This window comes from Streptomyces sp. NPDC088553 (assembly GCF_044752965.1).
Taxonomy (GTDB): Bacteria; Actinomycetota; Actinomycetes; order Streptomycetales; family Streptomycetaceae; genus Streptomyces.
This window is the reverse complement of sequence record NZ_JBIVMG010000007.1, coordinates 172,838-185,385: the sequence shown is the minus strand read 5'-3', so window position 1 is coordinate 185,385 and position 12,548 is coordinate 172,838. Positions and strand designations below refer to the sequence as shown.

Genomic DNA, 12,548 nt, shown 5'->3' with positions numbered 1-12,548 from the left:
GGACATGGTGATGGCCCCGGACACCCAGCCCCCTGAGGAGGGCCAGGCCGACGTGCCCGAACGGGTCTCCGGCGACGAGCCGCTGCTCGCCGCCCGGGTGCACCGCCCCTCGGACCTGATGCGGCTGCTCGCCGGTCTGCTCGCCATCGGGCTCGTCATCGCCGTCGCCGCGTTCGCCCACGCGACGACCTCGGGGCTCGAGGAGGACATCAACAAGGGCGCCGTCGGCGCACCCGATGTCTTCGTCAAGATCGCCGGTCTCGTCTCCTCCATCGCCGTCCTGCTCGTCCCCGTCGCCTTCGCCATCGAGCGCCTGATCAAACGTGACGGGCTGCGCATCGCGGACGGCGTCCTCGCCGCCGTGCTCGCGCACGGTCTCACCCTCGCCACCGACCTCTGGGTCGCCGAGGCCGCGCCCGGCACCATCCAGGACGCGCTGACCCAGCCGGCGTCCGGCGGCGGGCTCACCGACCCCGTGCACAACTACCTCGCGCCGGTGATCGCGTACATGACCGCCGTCGGCATGGCCCGCAGACCCCGCTGGCGGGTGTCGCTCTGGGTGGTGCTGGCGCTCGACGCGTTCACCATGCTGGTGGCCGGATACACCACCGCGCTCTCGATCATCCTGACCGTCCTGATCGGCTGGACGGTGGCGTACGGCACGCTGTACGCGGTCGGCTCCCCCAACGTCCGGCCCACCGGGCAGACCCTCCTCGCCGGTCTGCGCCGAGTCGGCTTCCGGCCGGTCACAGCACTGCGCGCCGAGGGCGTGCCCGACTCGTCGGACAGCGGCGACCGGGGCCGCCGGTACATCGTGACCCTGGAGGACGGACCGCCGCTCGACGTCACCGTCGTCGACCGCGAGCAGCAGGCGCACGGCTTCTTCTACCGCGCGTGGCGGCGGATCACCCTGCGGACGATCACCACCCGCCGGTCGATCGTCTCGCTGCGGCAGGCCCTGGAGCAGGAGGCGCTCCTCGCGTACGCGGCGATCGCCGCCGGGGCGAACGCGCCGAAGCTGATCGCCACCTCCGAGCTCGGCCCGGACGCCGTGATGCTCGTCTACGAGCACGTCGGCGGCCGCAGCCTCGACTCGCTCGACGACGACGACATCACCGACGCGCTGGTCCGCAGCGCCTGGCGGCAGGTACGGGCGCTCCAGTCGCGCCGGATCGCGCACCGCAGGCTCACGGGCGACGCGATTCTGGTGGATCGTTCCGGCAGGGTGATCCTCACCGATCTGCGCGGCGGCGAGATCGCGGCCGGCGATCTGATCCTGCGGATGGACATCGCCCAGCTGCTCACCACCCTCGGTCTGCGGGTCGGTGCCGAGCGCGCGGTCGCCGCGGCCGTCGAGGTGCTCGGCCCGGACGCCGTCGCCGACTGTCTGCCGCTGCTCCAGCCGATCGCGCTGAGCCGCTCCACGCGCGCGACGCTGCGGAGACTCGCCCGGGAGCGGTCGGCACGCGAGCGGGAGGCCGTGCTCGCCGCCTCGGAGGCGGCCAAGCACGAGCGGGAGCTGGCGAAGGTCCACGCCGCGGAGGCGGCCGCGGATCCGACGGCCGCCCGGGCCGAGACCAAGGCCGAGAAGAAGGCGGACAAGAAGGCCGAGAAACGGGCCCTGGACACGGCGCTCGACGAGGCCCGCGAGGAGGACCTGCTGGCCCAGATCCGGCAGCAGGTGCTGCTCATCCGCCCGCAGGCGCCGGCCGAGCCGGTCCGCCTGGAGCGGATCAAGCCACGGACCCTGGTCAGTCTGATCGCGGGCGCGGTCGCCGCGTACTTCCTGCTGTCGCAGATCTCCCGGACGCCGCTGTCGACGATCAGCGAGGCTGACTGGCGGTGGGTCGCGGCCGCGGTGCTGTTCTCCGCGCTCAGCTATGTGGCGGCGGCGATGAGCCTGCTCGGCTTCGTGCCGGAGCGGGTCGGGTTCTGGCGGACGGTGGTGGCGCAGGTCGCCGGCTCGTTCGTGAAGATCGTCGCCCCGGCGGCGGTCGGCGGCGTCGCCCTGAACACCCGCTTCCTCCAGCGCTCGGGAGTACGGCCGGGGCTCGCGGTGGCGAGCGTCGGCGCCTCCCAGCTGTTCGGACTCGGGGCGCACATCCTGCTCCTGCTGGCCTTCGGCTATCTGACGGGAACGGAGCGGTCGCAGTCCTTCACCCCGTCGAGGACGGTCATCGCCGGTCTCCTCACGGTCGCGGTGCTCGTGCTCGTCGTGACGGCGATCCCGTTCATGCGGAAGTTCGTCTCGACGCGGCTGCGCTCGCTCTTCGCCGGTGTGGTGCCGCGCATGCTGGACGTGCTCCAGCGGCCGATGAAGCTGGTCACCGGCATCGGCGGGATGCTGCTGCTCACCCTCACCTTCGTGCTCTGCCTGGACGCCTCGATCCGGGCCTTCGACCACAACAACGTGTCGATCAGCTACGCGAGCGTGGCCGTCGTCTTCCTCGCGGGCAACGCGCTCGGCTCGGCGGCGCCGACCCCCGGCGGCGTGGGAGCCGTCGAGACCGCGCTCACCTTCGGTCTGGTGGCGGTCGGCCTGCCCATCGAGGTCGCGACCCCGGCCGTACTGCTCTACCGCCTGCTGACCCTGTGGATCCCGGTCCTCCCGGGCTGGCTCTGCTTCAACTGGCTGACGAAGCGCGAGGCGCTCTAGGGGGTGCCGGCGTGGCGGGCCGGGCGGGACGTTCAGGACCCGGCCCGGGCGACCGAGTCGCGTCCGCGCCGCCACCCGCATGGACCCCTGTCCCGCGCGGCGGTGGGGGCGGCGGCCCACCATGGGCCTATGCCGATCTCCGCCGCCCAGCGCGCCGCTCTGCTGACCGCCACCACCGTGCTGCTCGCCGCCGGGTGCTCGGACGGGGGCGACGAGGCGGCCGGGACGAGTCCGAGCGGCACGGCCGGGGTCTCCGCGCTGGCGGCGCAGAAACTGTCCTGGGCCCCGTGCCCGGCACCGTCCGCCGCCGAGGGCGGCGGGCCCGCCCCCTCCCCACTGCCCGGGGGCGCCGCCTGGGAGTGCTCCTTCCTCCAGACCCCCCTCGACTGGTCGGTGCCGGACGGCGAGACCATCGAGCTCGCGCTGATCCGGGCCCGGGCCCGCGACCAGGACCGGCGGATCGGTTCGCTCGTCTTCAACTTCGGCGGGCCGGGCGGCTCGGGCGTCACCGCCCTGCCCGGCTTCGCCAACGATTACGAGGCCCTGCGCGGCCGCTACGACCTGGTCTCCTTCGACCCGCGCGGGGTGGGCCGCAGCGACCCGGTGGAATGCCTCACCGACAAGGAGCTCGACGCCTACTACGCCCTCGACTTCACGCCCGACGACGAGGCCGAGGAGCGGACGCTCTCGGACGCGCAGAAGAGGTACGCGGCCGGCTGCGACAAGGACGCGGGGCCGGCCCTGCCGCACGTCGGCACCGAGAACGCCGCCCGGGACATGGACCTGATGCGCCAGGTCCTCGGCGACGACAAGCTCCACTACTTCGGCATCTCGTACGGCACCGAACTCGGCGGCGTCTACGCCCACCTCTTCCCGAAGAACGTCGGCCGGGCCGTCTTCGACGCGGTCGTCGACCCGGACGCCGGCGTCGAGGAGGGGGCGCTCGGCCAGGCGAAGGGCTTCCAGCTCGCCCTGGACAACTTCGCCCAGGACTGCGTGGACCGCGGCGCCGAGTGCACCCTGCCCGGCTCGTCCGTCGCCGAGATCGAGGCCTTCGTGATCGATCTCCTCGCCTCCCTCGACAAGGAGCCGATCCCGGGCATCGGCGACCGCAAGCTCACCCAGACACAGGCCACCAACGGCATCGCGCAGGCCCTCTACTCCAAGGACCTCTGGACCTATCTGGAGCAGGGTCTCTCCGACGCCGAGGGCGGCGACGGGGGCCTGCTCCTCACCCTCTCGGACTCGATGAACGGGCGCGGCCAGAACGGCTCCTACAGCAACATCCAGGCCGCCAACGCGGCCATCAACTGCGTCGACTTCAAGGAGCGCTACACCCTCGGCCAGGCCAAGGAGCGCCTCCCCCAGTTCCGCGAGGCCTCCCCCGTCTTCGGCGACTTCATGGGCTGGGCGCTCTCCAGCTGCTCGCAGTGGCCGGTGCCCGGGACCTGGGAGAACCCGGACGTCTCCGCTCCGGGCGCGGCGCCGATCCTGGTCGTCGGCAACACCGGCGACCCGGCCACCCCCTACGAGGGCGCCCGCGCCATGGTGGAGGCGCTCGGCGACGGGGTCGGCGTGGAGCTCACGTACGAGGGCGAGGGCCACGGTGCCTACAACAGCGGCAGCGCGTGCGTGAAGAAGGCGGTCGACGCGTACCTCCTGGACGGCAAGGTCCCGGCCTCCGGCACCGTCTGCAAGTAGCCCGGAGGCCCCCCTAGGATGGCCGCCTTGTCGGGCTTCTGGGGGGAACACATGTCCATACGCGTACGGACGGCGGTCCTGGCCGTCACCGGCCTGCTGGTCGCGGGCTGCACGAGCGCCGGCGGCGGGGCCCCGGCCACCACCCCGGGCCCGAGGACGACCACGGCAGACGCCAAGCCGTCGGCCACCACCGCCACCCCCTCGGCCACCGCCCCTCTGCCCCCGCTGCCCGCCTCCCTCACCGGCCAGCGCCCCGACTGGAAGGCCTGCCCGGCACCCGGGCCGGGCGGGGCGAAGCCCGGCGCGAACTGGCGCTGCGCCACCGTCAAGGTGCCGCTCGACCACGCGAAGCCCGAGGGCGCGACGATCCCGATCGCCCTGATCCGCAAGGAGGCGGGCCGCAAGGCCGACCGCATCGGCTCCCTGCTCTTCAACTTCGGCGGCCCCGGCGCCTCCGGCGTCGACATCCTGCCGCAGGCCGAGGAGGACTACGGCAAGCTCGCCGAGCGCTACGACCTGGTGGGCTTCGACCCGCGCGGCGTCAGCCGCAGCTCCGGTGTCGTCTGCCGGACCGACGCCGAACAGGCCGCCGCCGAGGCCACCGTCGACCTCACCCCGGACTCGGCCGAGGAGGAGGCCGCGTACCTCAAGGACAACGCCGCCTTCGCCGCAGGCTGCGCCCGCCGCTCCGCCACGGTCCTCCCGCACACCACGACCACCGCCACCGCCCGCGACCTGGACCTGATCCGGCAGGTCCTCGGGGACGCCAAGCTCCACTACTTCGGCATGTCGTACGGGACGGAGCTCGGCGGCACGTACGCGCACCTCTTCCCGCGCAACGTGGGCCGGCTCGTCCTCGACGCGGTCGTCGACCCGACCGCCGACACCGTGGGGCACGCCCGCCACCAGACGATCGGCTTCCAGCGGGCCCTGGGCAACTACCTGAAGAGCACCGGCCAGGACCCCGAGGACGGGACCGAGCGGATCGCACGCCTGCTGCGGAAGCTCGACCGCGCGCCGCTGACGGTCGGCCAGCGGAAGCTCACCGAGGGCCTGGCGCTCACGGGCATCGCGGTGACGCTGTACGGGCAGTCCAACTGGCCCCTTCTGACGGCGGCCCTCGCGGACGCCGAGAAGGGGCGCGGCGGCGCCCTGCTCGAACTCGCCGACTACTACAACGACCGTGACGCGAGCGGCCACTACGCCACCCAGTCGCACGCGCAGCGGGCGATCTCCTGCGCCGACTCCAGCGCGCGGCCGACAGCGGCGGAGGCCAAGGCGCTGATCCCCGAATTCCGGCGGCTCTCCCCCGTGTTCGGCGAGTTCCTCGCCTGGGACACGGCCGGCTGGTGCGCCGAGTGGCCGGTGAGGGGCGAGCGGGCGACCCCGGAGGCGAGCGCCCCGGGCGCCGCCCCGGTCCTCGTCGTCGGCACGACGGGCGACCCGGCGACCCCGTACGAGGGCGCGGAGAAGATGGCGAAGGAACTCGGCGACGGGGTCGGCGTCCTGGTCACCAACGAGGGCGAGGGGCACGGCGCGTACGGCACGTCGTCGTGCGCGACGGCGACGATCGACGCGTACCTCCTGGACGGCAAGGTCCCCGCGTACGGCACGACCTGCTCCGGCGGAGCGGCTCGTAGCGGGGCGTGACCCGTAGCGGGACACGCGAAGGGGCCCGGATCTCGTGTCGAGATCCGGGCCCCTTCGTCAGGCCGACTAGTAGACCGGCTTCTCGGGCTCGATCTGGTGGACCCAGCCGATCACGCCGCCGCCGACGTGCACCGCGTCGGCGAAGCCCGCGGACTTCAGCACCGCGAGGACCTCCGCACTGCGGACACCCGTCTTGCAGTGCAGGACGATCCGCTTGTCCTGCGGGAGGTCCTGGAGGGCGGTGCCCATCAGGAACTCGTTCTTCGGGATCAGACGCGCGCCCGGGATCGAGACGATCTCGTACTCGTTCGGCTCGCGGACGTCGATGATGTCGATGTTCTCGCCGTCGTCGATCCACTCCTTGAGCTGCTTCGGAGTGATCGTGGAGCCGAGCGCCGCCTCCTGGGCCTCCTCGGAGACGACGCCGCAGAAGGCCTCGTAGTCGATGAGCTCGGTGACGGTCGGGTTCTCGCCGCAGACCGCGCAGTTCGGGTCCTTGCGGACCTTCACCTGGCGGTACTGCATCTCCAGGGCGTCGTAGATCATCAGGCGGCCGACCAGCGGGTCGCCCACGCCGGCGAGGACCTTGATGGCCTCGGTGACCTGGATGGAGCCGATGGACGCGCACAGCACGCCCAGGACGCCTCCCTCGGCGCAGGACGGGACCATGCCCGGCGGCGGGGGCTCCGGGTAGAGGCAGCGGTAGCAGGGGCCGTACTCGGACCAGAACACGGACGCCTGGCCGTCGAAGCGGTAGATCGAACCCCAGACGTACGGCTTGTTCAGCAGCACGCAGGCGTCGTTCACCAGGTAACGGGTGGCGAAGTTGTCGGTGCCGTCGACGATCAGGTCGTACTGGCTGAAGATGTCCATCACGTTCTCGGCCTCGAGCCGCTCTTCGTGGAGGATCACGTTCACGTACGGGTTGATGCCGAGCACGCTGTCGCGTGCCGAAGCGGCCTTGGAGCGGCCGATGTCGGCCTGGCTGTGGATGATCTGGCGCTGGAGGTTCGACTCGTCGACCTCGTCGAACTCCACGATGCCGAGCGTGCCCACGCCGGCGGCGGCCAGGTACATCAGCGCCGGCGAGCCGAGGCCACCGGCACCGACACACAGCACCTTGGCGTTCTTCAGCCGCTTCTGCCCGTCCATCCCGACGTCCGGGATGATCAGGTGGCGGGAGTACCTGCGGACCTCGTCTACGGTGAGCTCGGCAGCCGGCTCGACCAGGGGTGGCAGCGACACGGGGACTCCGGTTGTCGGTATGTCAGTACGGTTGTTCTCCCCGTAACACTGCCACGCCTCTTCTCATTCCGAGACACCCGGTCCGATCCGCGAGACGATTTCGTCCCAGTAGCCGGGCAGCGAGTGGAATGGCGCACTTTGTCCCGGGCCCCCCGCGCGGTCGGTGAAGAAGATCGTCCCGGCCCCCTGCCAGCGGGCGATCCGCAGGGCCTCGTCCAGGTGGGTGCGCGGAACGCCGTGCACGAGATGGACGAACTTCGCCTCCGTGTACTCGGCCGTCCACTCGGCCACCTGCGACCAGCGGTAGTCCGCCCAGGCGCCCGAGAAGGTCACCAGCTGGTCGGCGGTCTCGGCGTATCCCGGGTGGGGATGGGTGCCGTGGCCGAGGACCAGGTGGGCCTCGCCGCCGAGGACTGCCTCCAGGGTCGCGGTGACCCGCCGCACGCCGGCCAGATCCGCCCGGTCCGCGGGGCAGCGGTCCAGGTAGTAGCCGTCCACCTTGTACCAGTCGACGAAGCGGTGGGCGTCGGAGACCAGCTCCCCGAACGGCCGGGAGCCGTACGCGGCGTCCAGGTGCCCGAGGACCCTGACCCCGGCGTTACGGAGCTTCCCCGCCGCCTCCAGACAGTGCGGGTCCGGGCGGCTTCCCGGGCCATCCGCCACGTTGAGCACCGCCCAGTGCAGCGGGGTCCCGGGGCGGGTCAGCTCGCCCCACTCGACGGGGGCGAGCAGCGGGTGGGCGTAGCCGGGCACGCCCACCCCCAGGGCTTCCTTCACCGCCCCCGTGGTCGCCGTCAGATGCGACACGCCGCCTCCATCCAGATGTCGGCGAGCGACTCCTCCAGGTTGATCCGGGGCCGCCAGCCGAGCCGGTCGCGGGCGGTCCGGACGTCGGCCTGCTGCCAGGGGCCGCAGCCGTCGGGGTACGGGTAGGGGGCGGCGGCCAGCTGGTCGGCGATGGTCCCCTCGGTGCGGGGGGCGCCGATCATCGGGCGCTGCGGCATGCCGTGCGGGGCGTCCAGCTCGTGCAGGTTGCCGGAGTAGCCGGCGACCCTGGCGAGGACGGCGGCGGCGTCCCGGAGCCGGACCGCGCGGCCGGTGCCGATGTTGACGACGCCCTGGGCGGCGGAGAGCGAGGCCGCGTGCACGGCCCGCGCCACGTCCCGTACGTCGACGAAGTCCCGCTGCACGCCGAGGCCGCTGAGCTTGAGCTCGCCGTCACCGGCCTGCATGGCCCTGCGCATGGCCTCGGCGAGCCGGCCGAGCGGCGAGCCGGCGGGGGTGCCGGGGCCGACGGGCGAGAACACGCGGAGGACCACGGCGTCGAGGCCCGAGCCCAGGACGAGTTCGGTCGCCGCCAGCTTCGACACCCCGTACGGGCCGCCGGGGCGGGGTACGGCGTCCTCGGCGGTGGAGGAGCCGGGCTGGCTGGGCCCGTACTCCGAGGCGCAGCCGACCTGGACGAGCCGGGCGCCGCAGCCGCTGCGGCGCAGGGCCTCGCAGACGGTGGCGACGGCGACGGTGTTGTGCCGGGTGAGGTCGCGGGCGCCGCCGCGGGTGGCGCCGGCGCAGTTGACGACGACCCCGGGGTGGACGGCGTCGAGGAACCGGGTCAGCGCGCCCGGGCTGCCGGAGGCGAGGTCGAAGCGCACGTCGGCGTCGTCGCCCCGGCCGAGCGCGGTGAGGTGGACCGCCGGGTCGGCGAGGAGCCGGTCGGCGACGAAGCGGCCGATGAAGCCGTTGGCTCCGAGCAGTAGCACCCTCATCGCGCGGCCCCTTCGTGCCGACCGGCCGTTCCTTGGGGTTGCGGGGTCATGGTCTTCGGTCTCCTTGCGAGGTGATCAGAGAGGTGACGGGGCGCGCCCGCGGCGTCGGCTCCGCGGGTGCGGGAAGGTTTCCTGACGGGAGGCTCGGCGGGGTGGGAGGTGCGGTGGTCGCCCGGCCTCCGACGGGGGCTGCGGCGGGTTCTCACGGGGTGGCGTGGGCCGAGGCCCGGGAGAGGGAGCCGGTCGCGTGGGCCAGCAGGCCGAGCGCGGCGGCGCCGCAGACGAGGGTGGGTACGGCCCCGGGGCCCCAGGTGTCGACGACGGCCCGCACGGGGGTGGCGAGGGCGTCGAAGCCGGGGACGGGGACGCGGGCGGCGAGGACGCTCGTGAGGGCGAGCGCCTCGGCGGCGCTGGCGGCGGCGAGGGCGGCCGCGGCCGTCTCGGGGAAGCCGTGGACGGTGAGGAGCCGGGCGAGCAGCAGGAGCGCGCCGAGGGCGAGGGCCCCGGGGCTGAATCCGGTGAGCCCGAGCAGCAGGGTGAGGGCGAGGAGTTGGAGGGTCACGGTGCCGAGGAGCAGCGGGCGGGTGCCGGCGGCGAAGTCGGCGAGGCCCCGGCTGTCGGCGATCCGGCGGCGTGCCCGGTGGGCGAAGAGCCGGGCGCACCAGGCGGCGGGGGCGACGGCGAGGGCGAGGCCCAGGACCGGTCCTGGAGTCAGGTCCCAGGGGCCGTCGGGGCCGCCGCTGAGCACCTGGGTGAGGAGGCCGTCGCCGCAGACCGCGTACGCCACGAGCCAGACGGTCCAGAGCCGGGCGGCGGGCACGGTGCCGCCGTCGGGGGCGCGGAAGGGGCCGCGCCGGACGGCGAACAGGAGGGCGGCGGTGAGCAGCAGGGCCCCGGTCGCGCCGACGGCGAGACGCACGGGCCCGTGGGTGACGGCGAGTCCGATGCCGGTGAGCGCGGCGGCGGCGCCGGGGGTGAGGACGGCGAGCATCCAGGGGTCGGTGTCCCCGCGCGGGGGCGCGGGCGGCGCGGGGGGCTCTCCGCCGCGGGGCACGCGCGCGTAGAGCTCCTCGGCCAGCGAGAACACGTCCCGGTGCCGGAAGCGGGCGGCGGTCCGGTCGGTGAACCCCTGGGCCTCAAGACCGGCGGCGATCTCCAGCGGGTCGACGGCCCGGGCGCAGAGCTCCCGGTGCCGGTGCATGAGGACTTTGACGGGGTCGGCGGTGCCGCGCCGGGGACGGGCGGCGGGGGCGGGCGCTCCGGCCGGGGCTCCTGCGGGGGTGGGCTCAACCGGGACCCGGCCGGGCAGGCCGCCCGCGAGGACGGGGGCGGACGTCTCGGAGGAACCGGACGGGCCGGCGGGGGCGGACCTCTCGGCGGAACCGGACGGGCCGGACGGGCCGGCGGAGCCGGGCGGCGTGGTCGGCCACGGTGCGCCCGCCTCGGCCGGGGCTATCCCGGACGGCAGGGCCTCGACGGGCCCCTCGGGGGTGTGCGGGTCGAGGGCGCCGCCGGTACGGGGGGTCAGTGCGGGGGCGCCGAGGAGGGCCTCGGAGCGGGCGTCCCAGGCTCCGGGGCTCGTCGGGGCGGCGGAGCCGCGCATGGGGGTGTCTCCTTCAGGCATCGGGGGCTCCTGTCCCGGCGGCCACGGCCTTGGGCGCCCAGCTGCCCGGCACGTGTGCCTCGGCGGGGTGGGCGAAGGGCACGCCGTCCCCGGGGCGGTGGCGCACCGGCGCGTGGGAGAGGAGTTCCAGGTAGATGCCGCGGAACGCGGCGAGGTTCTGTTCGACGGTGAAGAGTTCGAGCGCGCGGGCGCGGGCCGCGGCGCCCAGGCGGTGGCGGCGCTCGGGCTCGCGGAGCAGCGCGAGGCAGGCGTCGGCGAGTGCCCGGGGGTTGCGCGGGGGGACGACGAGCCCGGTGCCGCCGATGATCTCGACGACCGCGCCGACGTCGGTGGAGACGGTGGCTCGCGCGCAGAACATCGCCTCGACGAGGCTCGCGGGGAAGCCCTCGACGACGCTGGACAGGACGACGACCGCGCCGGAGGCGTAGGTGTCCTCCAGGGTGGGTGCCTCGGGGCCGCCGAGCTCCTCGAAGGTGACCGGGTTCTCGCCGACGGCGTGCGCGCCGGCGGCCTCGTCGGGGAAGAGCTGGGCCGCGAGCCCCTTGATGTGGGCGAGGTACGCGCCGGAGCCCGGGTCCCGTAGGGGTACGGCGACGATCCTCAGCCGCGCGTCGGGCTGCCGGGCGCGGATCTCGGCGAAGGCGTGCAGCAGGGCGATGAGGTCCTTGGCGGGTTCGACCCGGCCGACCCAGACGAGGGTGGCGGGGTCGCCGCTCTCCTCGTCCTCGCCGACCTCGGCGAAGCGGTCGGCGGCCATGCCGGGGTGGACGGTGCGGATCCGGGCGCGGTCGGCGCCGCACTTCTCCTGCCAGCGGCGGGCGTGGGCGTTGCCGGGGGTGAGGAGGGCGGCCTGCCCGTAGACCTCGGCGGCGAGCCGGCCGTGGAGGGCGGCGAGCAGGGTGCGCAGGGGCGCGGAGCGGTCGGCGCCGGCGGCCGAGAGGTAGTGGGAGCGGAGTTGTACGCCGTACTCGGTGACGAGCAGCGGGGTCCCGAAGAAGCGTTTGGCCAGCAGGCCGGGAAGGGCGGTGGTGCCGCCGGCCGCGGCGTGGCAGAGGTCGGCCGCGCCGAGCGCGTCCTCCGCGTACCAGTCGAGGGAGAGGGGGCGCAGGGTGCGCTCCAGGTGCTCGACGAAGGCGAGGTGGTCGGGGAGTCCCGCTGCGGCCGCGCCCCGGCGTGCGCCGGGGGCACGGCAGGCGGATTCGAGGGTGCGGACGGCGTCGTCGGAGCGGAGCGCGCCGGGGAGCCCGCCGCGCTCGCGGGCGAGTTCGGCGAGTGCGTAGAGCCCCTCGGCGAAGGCGACCTTCCCGGGATCGGCCCCGGCCTCGTGCTCCCCGGGCCCGGCGGTGGTGTCCGCGGACGCGGGGGCGGTCTCCCCGCACACGCCCAGCGCGAGCCGGTGGAAGGCCTCGACGAACCGGCGCCGCTCGCGCCGGCCGTAGGCGCGGCGGGCGGCGCGGCGGTCGCCGAGGGCGGTGCGTTCGAGGAGGTTCCGCGCCGCCGGGCCGGAGTCGGAGCCGTCCAGGTCGGCGGTGCGTGCGACGCGGGCGTTCGGGGGGAGCGGTCGCGGGGTGCCGGACGCGCCGAGGGCGTACAGGTCGAACTGGTGCTGCCCGAGTCCCCGTACGAGCCGCTCGCACCAGAGTCCGGACTCACCGGTGGCGTACGGGTAGCCACCCTCCGTGAGCAGTCCGATCCGCATGAGTGCACCCCCGATCTCCCTTGACGACGGCCACCGTTGGTCCGGCGACTCGCAGCGGGAAGAACGTAAGCGGAGATACCGGTGGTGGGGGGGGGGGGGGGGGGGGGGGGGGGGCCGCGGGGGGGGGGGGCGGGGCGGGGGCCCCCCCCCCCCCCGGGGGGGGGGGGGGCCCCCCCCGGGGGGGGGGGGCGGGGGCGGGGGGGCGCG

Annotated in this window: 8 protein-coding genes; 3 read left to right on the top strand and 5 right to left on the bottom strand. The window is 74.5% G+C overall.

What is annotated here, in order from left to right:
* Positions 1–4 precede the first annotated feature (4 nt).
* From ACIP8Z_RS24680 to ACIP8Z_RS24670, 3 genes are all read left to right on the top strand, one after another.
* Entirely contained in the window at positions 5–2,656 is a 2,652-nt protein-coding gene (locus tag ACIP8Z_RS24680; protein WP_402086898.1) for a flippase-like domain-containing protein, read from the top strand.
* Between the two features lie 129 nt (positions 2,657–2,785).
* Entirely contained in the window at positions 2,786–4,357 is a 1,572-nt protein-coding gene (locus ACIP8Z_RS24675; RefSeq protein ID WP_402086895.1) for an alpha/beta hydrolase, read from the top strand.
* Positions 4,358–4,408: 51 nt separating this feature from the next.
* Entirely contained in the window at positions 4,409–6,007 is a 1,599-nt protein-coding gene (locus tag ACIP8Z_RS24670; protein ID WP_402086892.1) for an alpha/beta hydrolase, read from the top strand.
* Positions 6,008–6,073: 66 nt separating this feature from the next.
* Here ACIP8Z_RS24670 and moeZ read toward each other — a convergent pair whose 3' ends face one another.
* From moeZ to ACIP8Z_RS24645, 5 genes are all read right to left on the bottom strand, one after another.
* The gene (gene moeZ, locus ACIP8Z_RS24665) at positions 6,074–7,252 is read right to left on the bottom strand and encodes an adenylyltransferase/sulfurtransferase MoeZ (RefSeq protein ID WP_319309980.1); all 1,179 of its coding nucleotides are present in this window, start codon (positions 7,250–7,252) and stop codon (positions 6,074–6,076) included.
* A gap of 63 nt (positions 7,253–7,315) precedes the next feature.
* Positions 7,316–8,059 carry a spherulation-specific family 4 protein gene (locus ACIP8Z_RS24660; RefSeq protein ID WP_402086889.1) on the bottom strand — a complete coding sequence of 248 codons (744 nt, stop codon included), beginning with the start codon at positions 8,057–8,059 and terminating at the stop codon, positions 7,316–7,318.
* A complete protein-coding gene (locus ACIP8Z_RS24655; protein WP_030320749.1) occupies positions 8,047–9,018 on the bottom strand; it encodes an NAD(P)-dependent oxidoreductase in 972 nt (323 codons plus the stop codon). Before ACIP8Z_RS24655 ends, ACIP8Z_RS24660 begins: the two co-directional genes overlap by 13 nt.
* 202 nt (positions 9,019–9,220) lie before the next feature.
* Positions 9,221–10,642 (bottom strand): hypothetical protein, encoded by a 1,422-nt coding sequence (locus ACIP8Z_RS24650; protein WP_402086886.1) that lies wholly within the window; start codon positions 10,640–10,642, stop codon positions 9,221–9,223.
* The gene (locus ACIP8Z_RS24645) at positions 10,635–12,341 is read right to left on the bottom strand and encodes a glycosyltransferase (protein WP_402086883.1); all 1,707 of its coding nucleotides are present in this window, start codon (positions 12,339–12,341) and stop codon (positions 10,635–10,637) included. The genes ACIP8Z_RS24650 and ACIP8Z_RS24645 overlap by 8 nt, the downstream gene beginning before the upstream one ends.
* Positions 12,342–12,548: the final 207 nt, after the last annotated feature.